Origin of the sequence: Paenibacillus sp. RC73 (assembly GCF_044908085.1) — a bacterium.
In the GTDB taxonomy this organism is placed as follows: domain Bacteria; phylum Bacillota; class Bacilli; order Paenibacillales; family Paenibacillaceae; genus Paenibacillus; species Paenibacillus terrae_A.
The window spans coordinates 147,180-161,318 of sequence record NZ_JBIYCV010000010.1; the positions used below are offsets into that span (position 1 = coordinate 147,180).

A 14,139-nucleotide genomic window follows, 5' to 3' on the forward strand; every position below is an offset into this window, starting at 1 on the left:
GACAAAACTAGAGCGCTTGGGTTAGCTGTTTTTATGGTAAGATAGAGCTGTTTACAATTATGCTAAGAAGGGCAGGAACGCTCTGTATGAACAGAAAAATCGGGGTTAGGCTTATAAAATGCCTGGTGGCAGGTGCAGCGCTGGCTGTGTTGCTGCCGCATGCTGTGGAGTGGGGGAACAATGTATATGCTGCGTCGGTCAAGCCGGCTCCGTCCGTATCGTCACAGCAGCTTCAAAATAAGCTTTTACAGGCAATGGCTACGCGGAGTGAAACGCTGACCTTTACATATCAAGGGCGGGTGAACGGTCTTAAGCAGCAGTTACAGACAGCCATCAAACAGGCGATGGAGAGCGACCCGTATGTGAATTATACGATCAAAAGCTACGCATTCAGCTATACAGGCACAACCACGTCCGCTGAGGTTACGATCCGTCTGAGTTACCGGGAGACGAAGGAGCAGACCGCATATGTAGATAGCACGGTTAAAGCTGTGCTGGGGGACATCATTACGAAGGGGATGACGGATCATGAGAAGGTGAAGGCCATTCATGACTGGATCGTGGTTCGTTTGAAATATGATGAAACGCAGCAAAAGTACACGGCATACGATGGCCTGAAAACCGGAAGCACGGTGTGTCAGGGCTATTCCTTGCTGGCCTACAAAATGCTGGAACGCTCTGGGATTACCAACCGGATTGTAGAGGGAAGAGCAGGAGGCCAGCTGCATGCATGGAATCTTGTTTTGCTGGATGGACATTGGTATCACATGGATACGACATGGGATGATCCGACCCCGGATCGTGGCAACGAGGTAAGCACTTCGTATTATCAATTGACTGATTCGGAAATGCGCAGGGATCACTCCTGGGTTAAACAGTATCCTCAGGCGAACACATCGTATCGACAGACATTGTCGGGGTTGATAGCTGCGGGAGGACCCAAGGCTGCTGTGTATCAAAAGCTGTACAATAACCTGGAATATCCGCTGCAAGACGGCAAGGGTCTGGTTAAATCATCCTCCGAAATCAAGGAGCAGGTTCGCAAAGAGATTAATAAGGGAGGGGCCACGCTTACCTTTGGCTATCAGGGGACAGAGCGAAGTCTCAAAGAAGATTTACAATCGTTGTATCAGCTCGGGTTAAAAACCATCTCCTATCAGATCACGGATTTAGGCAGCACCGGAAATCTCCGTGTAACTCTGAAATGGACCTGATCATTTTGCTGCAATAGAAAAAGCTACATTCATAAGGGAGTATTTTATTCATATGCATAAGCGTTCTTTTACTTATCTGCTCGGCACGCAGACGATGTCGAATGCGGCCGATATTCTTTATATCATGGCGCTGGTTTCTCTGGTGTTTCATGAAACGGATTCGATCTTTTCCTCGGTTCTCGTTCCGTTGTTGCGAATGGGCGCACAGATGATTAGCGGCTTTTTAGCACCGCTGATATTGGCCCGATTCCAGCTTCCATTTATTCTGTTCGTTTCCCAATTTGGCCAACTGGCTTTCTTCGCTCTCCTGTTGGGGCATTTGTGGTCAGCGGGCACAAACCCGGTATGGGTGCTTGTGTTTACACTGGTAGCAGCGATGTCCTTTCTGGACGGTTGGACCACACCTGCACGTAATGCGCTGATTCCGCGCCTTGCGTCCGGGGAAGGGTTGATGCGTGCGAACAGTCTCGTATCGGTCAGCGATCAGACAGTGCAATTGGCCGGATGGGGGCTTAGCGGTGTGCTCGTCGCCGTGATGGGCTCGGAAAAAACACTGCTGGTCGCTTGCGGGCTGTATACGGTGGCCCTGATCTTTACCAGCTTGATCCGTGATCCGCTAGAGGGCAAAGCCCATTATTTACTGCAACCCGGAACTCGGGTGCGAAGCGGAGACGTTTTGGCTTCAACATCGCCCGCACAGTTGGAAGATACACTGTATGGCCCGGAGTCGGAGAGCCCGGCGTTACCTCCCAAGCGCAAAAAGGAAATATTGCGCGAAGGGTGGAGTCTTATCGGAGCCAGCCGAAGGCTCAAAGCTCTTATTTTTATGGATATGATCGACCTGCTGGGTGGTTCGGTTTGGGTAGGAGCATTCACGCTTGCCTTCGCTCAGCAGGTGTTGCACAAAAGCGAGGCATGGTGGGGATACATTAATGCGGCGTATTTTGCAGGCGCGATTGGCGGCGGGATCATTGTTCTCGCTAGTGTCAAGTATTTACAGCGCAGACTGCTGCCCGCGATGCTGGTGGGGATGGCTTGCTATGGACTGTTAACGGCTTGGTATGCGCTTAACACATTACCGCCGCTGACGCTGCTGATCGTACTGTTGATGGGATTGCCTGCGGAAATGTCCGTCGTATCCCGCCGTACGATGATGCAAATGAGTGTATCTGTGCACGATTTACCCAAGGTGCTATCCGCACAGGCTACGCTGACGAGCATGACGTTTTGCATCTCGCTATTGCTGATGGGCTGGATTGCAGATCATCTGGGCATCGTTAATTTGTACTTGTTTTCTGCACTGCTGACGCTGATTGCTGTGATTTATGGCATCTTTAGCCGTCGTGCCTTGTCTATGTCTTTGACAGCTCCGATTGCTTCTTCTTCCGAATAACAGAAAAAAAGCCCATCTCCACATATCAGGGAGAAGATGCTGATGAACCTGATCTGATCCATAGGACCGTTCATCCGCATTTCCACCTGTATATGCCCGGAGACGGGCTTTTTTACTATTGTTTATTTACCGGAAGACGCATCCGGGTCCAAATCACACTCGTTTAGTGGAACGATTTTGGTACGCTTGATCCATTTGTAGCCGAGCCACAGAAGAAGGAATAGCGGCACACTCATGTACGTAGCGATCATCGTTTTCCAGTCAATGGCTTGCCCGGTAAAGGCATCGGCACCTTGCCCGATAATCACGATGATACATAGTGCGAAGGCAAATAAGGGACCAAACGGGAACCAGCGGGCTTTGTACGGAAGCTCACTCAGACTGCGACCCTGTGCTGTAAAGGCACGGCGGAAACGATAATGGCTGACCGCAATACCGACCCATGTAATAAATCCGCACATCCCGGAAGCATTTAGCAGCCAGTTGTACACCACACCGTCCCCATACAGGGAGGCGAGGAAGGCCAGCATACCGACAGCGGTCGTGATCAGCAGTGCATTCATGGGAATGCCGCGCCGATTGATATGTCCGAGGAAACGGGGGGCTTTGCCTTCCCGTGCCAAAGCGTACAATACACGTGTTGCCGCGTACATCCCGGAATTACCTGCCGACAATACGGAAGTCAAAATAACGGCGTTCATAACGGAGGCGGCAATCGCAAGCCCCGCTTTTTCAAATACCAGTGTGAACGGGCTGACCCCGATGTCACTGATATCTCCCCGCAGCAAATTCGGATTGGTGTACGGAATAATCAATCCAATGACGAGAATCGCCAGAATATAAAAGAACAGGATGCGCCAAAAGATTTGACGGATGGCGCGAGGCACATTTTCACGCGGGTTTTCGCTCTCTCCGGCGGCTACCCCGATCAGCTCGGTTCCCTGAAAGGAAAAGCCTGCGGCCATGAATACGCCCAATACGGCGAAAAATCCGCCGTGGAACGGGGCATCGCCCACAGTGAAGTTAGCGAAGCCAATGGCTGGACCTCCCATAATGCCGAAGATCATCAGCACACCCACGGCGAGAAAGATAACCACGGTCACAATTTTAATCATGGCGAACCAGTATTCGGATTCACCGTAGCCTTTGACTGTCAGCGCGTTCAACGCGAAGATCACGGCCAGAAATAACAAACTCCACCAAGCGGAGTGACTTTCGGGAAACCAGTATTTGATCAGCACGGTCGCCGCTGCCAACTCTGCGGCAATCGTCACGGCCCAGTTGTACCAGAAGTTCCAGCCCATGGCGAAACCAAAAGCCGGATCGACGAAGCGGCCTGCATAGGTATTAAAAGAGCCGGATTCAGGCATAAACGTAGCCAGCTCACCGAGGCTGGTCATCAGGAAGTAAACCATGAGGCCGACCGCTGCATAAGCCAGCAGGGCACCTCCGGGTCCGGCTTCTGCAACCGCGCCTCCACTGGCAAGGAACAGGCCTGTTCCGATGGAGCCCCCAAGGGCGATCATCGTCATATGTCGGGCTTTGAGACTTTTCCGCAAGGTTGCGGCAGGTGTTGCTTTGTGTTGCACGTTCAAACACTCCTTCATGAAATAGTATTTCATGTCAGGGCAAGAGCCTGAAGGAGGGGGATTACAAACGTCAAAAGACCGCAGGGAATACGCCTGCGGTCTTGTCTATGCATTCCGCACCATACCTTCTTCTATAACAAGATAGCTCAACACACGTGTCTGTGTCAGGACATCGCGTGACAGTTCTGCTCCTTTCGGTCAGCAGCCCCAGCATTCGGAGTATTACAAAGAGTCGGCTCCGCATACTTCGGCGGGTGTACCTTTCCACAGGAATCACAGACGGCTCTTGGCGTCTCCTCCGGTGTACTGATTACATCCGCGACCTCTACCTCATCATAAAACAGGGTTGATGAGGTGTATGACATGATATGTTATTGTATAGCAAACTAAAGTATATCGTACCTGTACATCTTCTGACAATCGACAATTTTTTGAAGGTCCAGTCGTAAAATCATAAATCAAGAGTTACGCTTGGCCATCTGCTGCCAAACCGTACCTGCGGCTTGCTCGCCTGACTCAATGCGCTCCAGCGCCATTTTGGCCTGTAGACTGACCTCGAATTCGGGGTCATCTACAGCCTTCTCCAGCGCGTCACGCGCGTCCTCGGTGCCGACCTCGTACAAAAAGCGGGCAGCCCGCCAGCGAACCAGCTTGCTGTTATCTGACAAGGCTCCGATCATAGCTTCGGTAGCCGCCGGGTCGCCGATATCCGACAGCGTATCGCCCGCCGTACGGCGTACGGCCGCTGAAGGATCGCGTAGCGCCTCGAACAGCAGCTCCATCGCCTCCGGTGTGCGCAGATCGCCCAGATAGACGACCCCCAGCCGCCGTAGCTGCATTTTGTCGTCATGCAGCGCTTGGCGGATGAGCGGCAAATGCTCAGGCGTCGGCTCCAACCGATCCAGCGCGGCGTAGCGGGTACGCCAATCCTCGTGCGCCAGGGCCTGCTCCAGCTCAGCATCGCTCCATTCGCGACGTTCCTCCACGAATTCGCTGTTGTCCGCGCCGTGGGCAATCGCCTGCTGGATAATCTGCTCCAGCCGCTCCTGCGGGAAGGCCGCCTCCAGCTCCTGCTCCACCTCGCGTGCGATATCCGGCAGATCTCCGTAGCGGACGCCGTAATCGCTCAGCTTGCGCTCCTTGATCAGCGTCGCGCTGGCTACCCGGGTTACAGCCTGCACGAAACGGTCGGACAAGGAAATCCGTTCCTCCTGCTGGCCCGCCTTGACCCGGATTTGCATCGGAATGCCCCGGAAAAATTGCACAAATACCTGTGCCTCACCAAACGCTTCCCCTGAGGTTTCCTCCGGCAAGTCCCAATTGGCGTCTGCGCCTTCCTCGCCTAGCTGGTCCCGAACCTGACCCAGAATGGTAGACCAATCTGCGTTCCCTTTGCGGTCAAGGGCTACAAAATCCGTCGTATGAAACACGCTTTTGACTCCTTCAATGCCTAGCATACGCCGGATAAATGGGGGAGCGGAGCGTTCATTATCCCGTGTATATGTTCTGCGAATGCCCGCTTCCAGCCGCTCATCCAGATGCAGCATCATGGTGTTCGGACTGGGAGTTGGCTCGATAGATGTTATTTTCATAGCTCGGTATAGCCTCCTATTCAAAAGTTCTCCATATATAGCTTATCTGTATTGTACCTCATTCTATGAACGTCTCCAAAGAGGGAGTTCGTCATTTTGATGAAAATACAATGATAAATCTCACACTAATGAGGCTAAAAAGTAGCTGCCCAGAACGATTCGAATGCACATGGCAATATTCAAAATGGAATCCTGCTAAATTTATAACGGCAGCATGGTTAAAAATAACAAAATTTAGCTAGACTAAGATGTGTTCTCCCCATGCTCCAAACGACGAGTAAAGGAGGCGTTCCTATGTTCCGCAAGCAGGAAAGGACGCTCATTATTGTGTGTATTGTGATAGCGGCTATTATGCTGTACGCAGTCATTAAAAGTATAGCCCGCCTGACTCCCTAGATCTTAATCCAAAGGAATAATATACACGTGCTTTCTATTTAAAATGTGAAATGAAGGAGTGAGTACCATTTGTCTTCACTGGACCCCGTATTGCTAAGCCGGATGTTGACCGGAATTACCCTGTTTGTTCATATTGTATTTGCATCCATTGGCGTTGGCGTGCCTTTGATGATTGCGCTCGCGGAATGGCGCGGGCTGCGAACTGGTGATCCGCACTATACGCTGCTGGCCCGACGGTGGGCGCGGGGGTTTGTCATCACCGTTGCCGTAGGTGTCGTCACAGGTACTTCCATTGGACTGCAACTCAGCTTGCTTTGGCCTACCTTTATGCGGGTGGCTGGACAAGCGATTGCGCTGCCCCTGTTTTTGGAGACGTTTGCTTTTTTCATTGAAGCCATTTTTCTGGGTATCTACTTGTACACCTGGGATCGGTTTAAAAGCAAATATTTTCACCTGATGCTGCTCATTCCGGTAGCGATTGCCTCATCTGCATCAGCGGTTTTTATTACAACTGTGAACTCGTTCATGAACCAGCCTCAAGGCTTTACACTTAAAAATGGAGTCATGACAGATATTCATCCCATCCAGGCCATGCTGAATCCGGCCACGCCCACCAAAGTTTCTCATGTGCTGGCTTCTTCGTATACGTTGAGCGCCGGGCTGCTGATGGGACTGGCTGCCTATAGTATGTTGCGGGGGCGTAACCACCCGTATTTTAAAAAAGCGCTGAAGCTGACCGCCACCTGCACCATTGTATTTGCCATCAGCACCGTGATGATCGGAGACGCTTCCGGTAAATTCCTGGCTAAATATCAGCCGGAAAAGCTGGCTGCCGCCGAATGGCATTTTGATACAATGACGCACGCTCCTTTCGTATATGGCGGCTATATGGACAAGAACGGAGATATCAAGTATGCCCTGAAAGTGCCTTATGCGCTTAGTGTTTTAGCCGGGAACCTGCCCAGTACGGAGGTCAAGGGACTGAATGATTATCCTGTGGATCAGCGTCCGCCGCTGTCTATCCACTATATGTTCGATCTCAAAATCACGACTGGAGTGCTGATTCTCGTCATTCCGCTGTTGTATCTGATTCGCAAACGTTTGCCAGGACGCAAACCATACCCCAAATGGCTGCTGCTGGCACTCATTCTGGTGGGGCCGATGGCTATGGTAGCCATTGAGCTGGGCTGGATGTTCGCGGAGGTTGGCAGGCAGCCGTGGATTTTGCGCGGCTATATGAAGGTGTCCGAAGCAGCGACCACCTCCACCAGTGTGGGATGGATGCTCGTGATGTTTATCATTTTGTATCTCGTGTTGTGCTTCTCGGCCATTAAGGTTCTCAGCAAGCTGTTCCGAAATAAAGATGCAGTGGAAGAGCTGAAGCAGTTGGGTCTGGAAGGGGCTGAAGGGAAGTGAGCTATGAAATTGTCGGTATCGCCATTTTGTGGACCTTCCTGTTCGGTTATTTGATTGTGGCATCTATTGATTTTGGCGCAGGCTTTTTCAGCTTTTACAGTGTGCTGACAGGTCACCAGAACAAAATCCACAACATTATTCAACGGTATTTATCACCGGTGTGGGAGGTAACGAACGTATTCCTCATTTTTTTCGTGGTGGGACTGAATGGTTTCTTCCCGGATGCGGCTTATTACTATGGCACAGCGCTGCTCGTTCCCGGCAGTATTGCAATTGTGCTTCTCGCGATTCGCGGGGTGTATTATGCGTACAATACGTATGGACATTCCGGTACAAATAATATCGTCTACATGGCATTGTACGGCGCGACAGGGCTGCTGATTCCGGCGGCGCTGTCGACGGTTCTCGCCATTTCGGAAGGCGGCATTATTGTGGAAAACAGCACAGGTGTTCATCTGCGCTGGGGTGAGTTATTAAGTAATTCCTATACGTGGGCGGTTATTTTCCTGGCGCTGGTGAGTGTGCTGTATATCTCGGCGATGTTTCTGTCCTATTATGCCAAAAGGGCAGGAGACAAGGTTGCTTTTGAAATCGTGCGTGGATATGCGCTGCTCTGGAGCGGCCCAACGATTGTGGCGAGTCTGCTCGCATTTTTTCAGATTAACAAACAAAATCCGGACCACTTTGCCAATATGCTGAACATGGCATGGATGTTTGTCGCCTCCTTCGTCTGCTTTGTCGGAGCTGTCTATCTGGTATGGCGGCGGCGTCATCTCGGAACCTCCTTTATTCTGGTCATGCTGCAATTTGCATTTGCCTGGTATGGCTATGGCCGCTCGCATTTGCCGTATGTTTTGTATCCCTACATTAATGTGCATCACAGCTTTACGAACTCCGCCATGGCGTATGCATTGATTACGGCGTTTAGTGCGGGGCTGCTGGTGCTGATTCCGTCACTGATCCTGATCTTGAGACTGTTCCTGTTCGATGCGGATTATGTGCGAGGACAAGCGGGGAAGAAAGGGTGAGTACAAATGGCCGCTTTCGAGCATTTTACGATCATGTATGAGTCGCCTATTATTATTGTGGTGGCGATTGTGTTTCTGTTTATGTACTCGGCACGCTTTAAAAATCCACAGGACTGACAGCAGCATCTGAGATGGCCCTTCCTGATTGATGGGGGAGGGTCCATTTTTGCATGTAAAAGGCGGATTGAATTATACTTTACATACACCAGCATGTTGCATCATTTGATGTTCACACTCGCGTGTAATATATAAATGAATTGAACCGTTTCGGTTTCTTTGGAGAACGGGTCCATCAGGGGAGGAGTTACATCATGCCCAAAGTTCGTTTTAACAACATGGATCATGTCAACACGGATAAAACACTCAAGCAATTCAGACAATGGCGGCAGGAGCGCCGCAGCAAAACGAAGGATTATACGTTCGTTGTTCCGAACCATCCCCCGGAGCTGGAGTTTTTGCACAGTAACCGGGAAACGACGACGGCGACCTGGGTGGGGCATTCTACCTTTTTCATCCAGTATCTTGGACTGAACATCGTTTCGGATCCGGTGTGGGCTGAGCGTATGGCTTTCGACAAAAGACTGGCTCCGCCCGGCATCCGCATTCAGGATGTACCGCCGTTGGACATCATTCTGCTGTCTCATTCGCATTATGATCATTTGCATATGGAATCGTTGCGCAAATTGTATCGTGCAGATACGCTGATGCTTGTACCTTCGGGGTTAAAGTCGAAAATGGTCCGCAAAGGCTTCCGTAACTGCCATGAGCTGAAATGGTGGGATCATTTTACGATAGGCGGGGTGCGCTTCACATTTGTTCCGGCCCAGCATTGGACGCGGCGTACGCCGTTTGATACGAATACTTCGCATTGGGGTGGATATGTGCTGCAAAGTGAGCAGCAGGTGATTGGCTCTGCCACGTCCGTCACAGAAACGGATTCTAATTCAGATACAGCAGTTGCACCGACGTTGTATTTTGTGGGAGATACCGGATATTTTCGTGGCTTTAAGGAGGTTGGCGAGCGCTTTGACATTGACCTGACCTTTATGCCGATTGGTGCATATGAGCCGGAATGGTTCATGACTTCGCAGCATGTGACACCGGAGGAGGCGTTGCAGGGGTTCGTGGATTGCGGCGCGGATCAGATGATCCCGATGCATTACGGAGCCTTTAAGCTGGCGGATGATACGCCGAAAGAGGCGCTGGATCGTCTTGAAGCGGAGCGTGAACGCTTGGGCATCGCCAAGGAGCGCATTCATATACTGGGACACGGTGAGACGCTGAAAATTCAAAGCCGCTGTTCAACTACAATCTGAGGATCTCACATAAAAAGCGACTCTGCGGACAATGGTCTGCGGAGTCGCTTTTTATGATTGCTTTTGAATGAGTGAAAAGGTGCAGGCAGACAAGTCTGTCGCTGTGTTACAGGATTAAACCGCTTCGGTATCGTTCACCAGAAAGGAATCGGAATCGGTGTTGGTAATGGGATGCCGCACGATTTTGACTTCATAAAACGTAATTTTATTTTCTAAAATATAGTCCGGAATTTGGCGGTGGCTGTGTGATTCACGGAAAGCTTCGCTTTTGGTCCAGCCTTGGAAGTTCTCTTTTTCCTTCCAACGTGTGCTAATCGTTACTTCCTCATAATCTTTTGTGTTTTCAGTGAGCAGTACTTCCAGACCGAGGAAGCCTTCCATTTTCTCCACTTTGCCTTCTTTGTTAAAGCGTTCGATGAGCAGGTGGGCATTGCCCGGGGTGATTTTAGATGTGTTTGTAACAATAATCATATTAAATTCCTCCTGAATGATGTGGTATGGTCGGTATAATGACCGGATAGCCATCCTCAAATTTGATAGTAGCGTTCATTTCATAAATGTCGCGAAGAAAAGCAGACGTCAAAATCTGACGGGGTTCGCCAGCCATGGCAATTCGTCCCCTTTTAAGCGCAATCATATGATGACAATAGGCCGCAGCTTGCTGTAAATCATGCAGTACCATAACAATCGTTAAGCCGGACTCGTGATTGATACGCCTCAGCATATCCATAACCTCAAATTGATGGGCGATATCCAGAAAAGTGGTAGGTTCATCGAGCAAAAGAATGCCCGTTTGTTGGGCCAAAGCCATTGCAATTCGCGCTTTTTGTTGTTCACCTCCCGATAGAGTATGGAACATCCGATCCGCATAGGGCTTCATGCCTGTGATTTCCATGACATGGTCCACAATATGCTGATCCTGTCCGGTATGCCGTGTCCTCAAGCCTTTGGCATGAGGGGATCTTCCGTAAGCGACCAGCTCACGAACTGTTAATAAAGGCAGCATATCCTTCATTTGCGGCAGCATGGTAATCGTCTGGGCAAAATCACGCCGCTTGTACTCCTGCACGGGCTTGCCCAGTACGGAAACCTGCCCCTGATCCTGCTTGAGCAGCCGGGTAATGATCCGTAAAAGCGTGGATTTGCCCGAACCGTTGGGCCCGACAATCGCGGTGAGCTGTCCGGCGGGCAAGGTGATATTTACATCGTCCAGCTTGAAATACCCGCGCTGCAAGGAGATATGCTCACCCTGAATGGCTGTCATCCGAAATTCCCCCGTTTCTTGAGCAGGATTAAAAAGAACGGCGCTCCGATGACGGCTAGCAAAATACCTACAGGCAGTTCAATCGGATCAAACCAGGACCGTGCCACCGTATCCGCCAGTACGACCAGTGTCCCGCCGCCCAGAATGGAAAGGGGAAGGAGGAAGCGATAATCCTCCCCGATCAGCAGGCGGATAACATGAGGAACGACCAGTCCTACAAAACCGATCAGCCCCGCTACGCTGACCGCCGTACCGGCGAGCAGGGCAGAGAGCAAAATAATGAGCAGCCGCTGAAGCTCTACACGCTGTCCGAGCAGTTGCGCTGAATCGTCGCCCAGTAGCAGCAAATTGGCAGGCTTGATCGCAAACAGGGAGGCGATTAAGCCAATGATGGCGTAAGGCGCCATGAACTCCAGATGATGCCAGCTTCGTCCGTTCAATCCGCCGGATAGCCAAGGGAGAACCGCTTGCACGCGGTCGCTGTACATGACCATCACGCCGTTCATGACCGCGCCCAGCAGTGCGTTGATCGCAACACCCGCTAATACGATTTTGACGGGAGAGGCTCCCCGATCCCAAGCCAGCAGGTAAATTGCAACGGCAGTCAGGAAGGCTCCCAAAAAGGCAGTTACCGGAAGAAGGTAGCTAAGCTGTGGAAGCATGACCATCGTGATGACCGCAGCGAGTCCGCCACCAGCCGATACACCAATAATGCCGGGATCAGCCAGTGGATTTTTCATGACTCCCTGAAGAAGTGCTCCCGCAGCTGCCAGACAGGCTCCTACGAGCAGACCCACTAATACTCTGGGCAGCCGGAGATCCATTAGGATCGTGCGATAGGTGGAGTCATCATTATGTAGCAAAACCTGATTGATTTCTCGTAGTGGAATCGACACCGATCCGTAAGCCAGGCCGTACACGGATACAGCTAACAGCAAGATCGGAAGCGTAATCCAGGCGATGGTGCGTCTTCTGGCGCGTTGTAGTTTGTTCATCGCTTATTTCGCCGGATACAGCTTTTGGTGCATCAAATCCAGTGCCTCAGTAACCCGTGTGCCCGGATTTGTTCCGAACAGATCGGAGGGTAATACCTCGACCTGATTGTTTTTGACCGCCTTGATTCCGCTCCAGGCTGCATTTTCCTGCATTTCCTTGATAAATGCGGCTTTGACCTCTTCCGTATTGCCGTGGGTCATAATCAGGATGTAGTCAGGGTCGGCCTGTACGATGCGTTCCGTGTTTAGCTGCGCGTATTGCGGGAAATTTTGCAGGCCCGGAAAATCAGCGGCAATATTGGCACCGCCAGCCATTTCCAGAATATTTCCGCCTAATGAATTCGGCAATGCCGCCATATATGTGGCCGGGGCTCCGTAAACAAGCAGCACTTTAGGTTTGGAGGTTGAGGCTGTTTCCTTTTGTAATGTGGCTACCTGTTGGTCAATTTGCTGATTCAGCTTCACGGCCTGAGTCTGCTTTTGCAGTAATTGTCCGAAGAGTGTAATTTGCGACTGAATATCTTTGACTGAATTGGCCCCTGTCAGCAGCAGCTGTGAACCGACACCTTCAATAGCTGGAATGTCCTTCTCATTCATAGGGTAATTGCCTAATACGACATTCGGTTTGAGCATCGTAATTTTCTCCAGATCGACTTCATGAGTAGAGCCTACTTGTTGAACGTTTTCAGCAGCAGGCACGACGGAAGGTCCATTCGAGTTGGGTCTGCCAACGGCTGTCCCGCCCAAAGCATATATGATATCCAGATCGCCATTGCTGAGTGCAATGATATGTTGAGGGACACCTTGGAACGCCAACGTCCGTTTTGAAAAATCAGTAACCTGAATCGCCGCATCGCTTGTTGTGCCGGAAGTGGCAGATACAGATGCAGTGGTTGGTTTGTGATCTGCGGCCGGAGTACCATTACTACATCCGGTAACTGCCAATAAAAGCGCTGCGGATGACCACAACACATAAGATTTCATGTCATTCCTCCTGCAATTTTAAGTTAAACAATAATGATAATCATTTTCATTTATGTATAAGAGAATGATAATGAATATCAATAGGAATTGTCAATTGAAAAAACCAAAATTTTAAATAATTTTTTTACTGAAATGGAGAGGAGGGGATTCTTGGTATAGAGGAAGGTGTCCTAAATTTTTCTTAAAAAATAGCATATATCAAGGGGTTATATACACGCAAATACATATTGACATATTCGAAAAGTGTAAGATATATTGGTGATGGGTTCACTTGGTTTTGCGAATTTCTGGATGGGAAGGTGGGGAGGAACAGCTCAAGAAGAGCTATTTTTTTAAAAATTCAATTGAGAATGATAATCAATTACTTATATTCTCGTGGGGAGGGACTGCTGTCAAAATGAGGAAGGGTTATTCTGCAATGATTGCTGTGTTTCTGCTGGTCAGTGTGCTGAGCTTTTGGCCAACTTCATCATCTGTGGTAGCCGCTACGGCTTCTACAAAATTGGCGGATGGTACATACACGCTTAAATACGATATTCTCAAGGCCGAAAACGATTCTGTATCCATGGCTAATGATTATTTTGAGAAGCCAGCCAAGTTGTATGTGAAAAAAGGCCAAATGACCATGCAAATCAAGCTGAATCACAGCGAATGGACAACCGGGTTTAAAGTGGATTACAAAGGCAAAATCATCGACACAAAGGTCATTCATAAGGATGCCAAAACTGATACCCGCACTGTACAATTTCCAATAACAACTGTGAACAGCCCGCTAATTTCAAAAATTCATGTTACCGTCCCTGCGTATAACTATGATCATGACTATACCATTCGCTTCGCTTTTGATTCCAAAAGTGTCAAAAAAGTAGCAGCTGTCCAATCAACGAAATCAACCAAATCTTCTAAGAAGTAAATTCAAGCAATCTTATCGTTCATGAAATCAACATAAATT

13 protein-coding genes and 1 riboswitch are annotated in these 14,139 nt (G+C 49.9%); of the genes, 7 read left to right on the top strand and 6 right to left on the bottom strand.

What is annotated here, in order from left to right; genetic code table 11:
• Positions 1-86: 86 nt before the first annotated feature.
• Both ABH897_RS21910 and ABH897_RS21915 read left to right on the top strand, forming a co-directional pair.
• Entirely contained in the window at positions 87-1,214 is a 1,128-nt protein-coding gene (locus ABH897_RS21910) for a transglutaminase domain-containing protein (RefSeq protein WP_283653315.1), read from the top strand.
• A gap of 52 nt (positions 1,215-1,266) precedes the next feature.
• Positions 1,267-2,607, top strand: a complete 1,341-nt coding sequence (locus ABH897_RS21915; protein WP_283653314.1) for an MFS transporter — start codon at positions 1,267-1,269, stop codon at positions 2,605-2,607.
• A 122-nt stretch (positions 2,608-2,729) separates the two neighbouring features.
• Here the strand turns inward: ABH897_RS21915 and ABH897_RS21920 are convergent, their stop codons facing one another.
• Together ABH897_RS21920 and ABH897_RS21925 are read right to left on the bottom strand one after the other, a co-directional pair.
• Positions 2,730-4,196, bottom strand: a complete 1,467-nt coding sequence (locus tag ABH897_RS21920) for an amino acid permease (protein ID WP_149095171.1) — start codon at positions 4,194-4,196, stop codon at positions 2,730-2,732.
• Between the two features lie 134 nt (positions 4,197-4,330).
• A riboswitch (Lysine riboswitch) is annotated at positions 4,331-4,532 on the bottom strand.
• Between the two features lie 122 nt (positions 4,533-4,654).
• Positions 4,655-5,788 (bottom strand): virulence factor, encoded by a 1,134-nt coding sequence (locus tag ABH897_RS21925; RefSeq protein ID WP_283653312.1) that lies wholly within the window; start codon positions 5,786-5,788, stop codon positions 4,655-4,657.
• A 465-nt stretch (positions 5,789-6,253) separates the two neighbouring features.
• Here ABH897_RS21925 and ABH897_RS21930 point away from each other — a divergent pair, with 465 nt between their 5' ends.
• The 4 genes from ABH897_RS21930 (at position 6,254) to ABH897_RS21945 (ending at position 9,944) form a co-directional block, all read left to right on the top strand.
• Positions 6,254-7,600, top strand: coding sequence for a cytochrome ubiquinol oxidase subunit I (locus ABH897_RS21930; protein WP_283653311.1), 1,347 nt, complete (start codon positions 6,254-6,256; stop codon positions 7,598-7,600).
• Positions 7,597-8,628, top strand: coding sequence for a cytochrome d ubiquinol oxidase subunit II (locus ABH897_RS21935; protein WP_283653310.1), 1,032 nt, complete (start codon positions 7,597-7,599; stop codon positions 8,626-8,628). Before ABH897_RS21930 ends, ABH897_RS21935 begins: the two co-directional genes overlap by 4 nt.
• A gap of 6 nt (positions 8,629-8,634) precedes the next feature.
• A complete protein-coding gene (gene cydS, locus ABH897_RS21940) occupies positions 8,635-8,745 on the top strand; it encodes a cytochrome bd oxidase small subunit CydS family protein (RefSeq protein ID WP_404520786.1) in 111 nt (36 codons plus the stop codon).
• A 194-nt stretch (positions 8,746-8,939) separates the two neighbouring features.
• Positions 8,940-9,944, top strand: a complete 1,005-nt coding sequence (locus ABH897_RS21945; protein ID WP_283653309.1) for an MBL fold metallo-hydrolase — start codon at positions 8,940-8,942, stop codon at positions 9,942-9,944.
• Positions 9,945-10,058: 114 nt separating this feature from the next.
• Here ABH897_RS21945 and isdG read toward each other — a convergent pair whose 3' ends face one another.
• The 4 genes from isdG to ABH897_RS21965 are packed head-to-tail and all read right to left on the bottom strand — an operon-like array spanning position 10,059 to position 13,187.
• Entirely contained in the window at positions 10,059-10,415 is a 357-nt protein-coding gene (gene isdG, locus ABH897_RS21950; RefSeq protein WP_283653308.1) for a heme oxygenase, read from the bottom strand.
• A gap of 1 nt (position 10,416) precedes the next feature.
• On the bottom strand, positions 10,417-11,208 hold the full coding sequence (locus ABH897_RS21955) for an ABC transporter ATP-binding protein (RefSeq protein ID WP_134912656.1): 792 nt from the start codon (positions 11,206-11,208) through the stop codon (positions 10,417-10,419).
• Positions 11,205-12,203 carry a FecCD family ABC transporter permease gene (locus ABH897_RS21960; protein ID WP_283653307.1) on the bottom strand — a complete coding sequence of 333 codons (999 nt, stop codon included), beginning with the start codon at positions 12,201-12,203 and terminating at the stop codon, positions 11,205-11,207. Before ABH897_RS21960 ends, ABH897_RS21955 begins: the two co-directional genes overlap by 4 nt.
• Before the next feature lie 3 nt (positions 12,204-12,206).
• Positions 12,207-13,187 (bottom strand): ABC transporter substrate-binding protein, encoded by a 981-nt coding sequence (locus ABH897_RS21965; protein WP_283653306.1) that lies wholly within the window; start codon positions 13,185-13,187, stop codon positions 12,207-12,209.
• Between the two features lie 397 nt (positions 13,188-13,584).
• On the opposite strand from ABH897_RS21965, the gene isdC reads away from it, so the two are divergent.
• Positions 13,585-14,100: a heme uptake protein IsdC gene (isdC, locus tag ABH897_RS21970; RefSeq protein WP_283653305.1), complete on the top strand. Its 516-nt coding sequence runs from the start codon at positions 13,585-13,587 to the stop codon at positions 14,098-14,100.
• The last annotated feature ends 39 nt before the right edge of the window (positions 14,101-14,139 follow it).

Excerpts from the sequence above, each read along its gene's own strand:
- cydS (WP_404520786.1), top strand. The coding sequence starts at position 8,635 with ATGGCCGCTTTCGAGCATTTTACGATCATGTATGAGTCGCCTATTATT.
- ABH897_RS21965 (WP_283653306.1), bottom strand. The coding sequence starts at position 13,187 with ATGAAATCTTATGTGTTGTGGTCATCCGCAGCGCTTTTATTGGCAGTT.
- isdC (WP_283653305.1), top strand. The coding sequence starts at position 13,585 with ATGAGGAAGGGTTATTCTGCAATGATTGCTGTGTTTCTGCTGGTCAGT.
- ABH897_RS21955 (WP_134912656.1), bottom strand. The coding sequence starts at position 11,208 with ATGACAGCCATTCAGGGTGAGCATATCTCCTTGCAGCGCGGGTATTTC.
- ABH897_RS21945 (WP_283653309.1), top strand. The coding sequence starts at position 8,940 with ATGCCCAAAGTTCGTTTTAACAACATGGATCATGTCAACACGGATAAA.
- ABH897_RS21915 (WP_283653314.1), top strand. The coding sequence starts at position 1,267 with ATGCATAAGCGTTCTTTTACTTATCTGCTCGGCACGCAGACGATGTCG.
- isdG (WP_283653308.1), bottom strand. The coding sequence starts at position 10,415 with ATGATTATTGTTACAAACACATCTAAAATCACCCCGGGCAATGCCCAC.
- ABH897_RS21960 (WP_283653307.1), bottom strand. The coding sequence starts at position 12,203 with ATGAACAAACTACAACGCGCCAGAAGACGCACCATCGCCTGGATTACG.
- ABH897_RS21910 (WP_283653315.1), top strand. The coding sequence starts at position 87 with ATGAACAGAAAAATCGGGGTTAGGCTTATAAAATGCCTGGTGGCAGGT.
- ABH897_RS21925 (WP_283653312.1), bottom strand. The coding sequence starts at position 5,788 with ATGAAAATAACATCTATCGAGCCAACTCCCAGTCCGAACACCATGATG.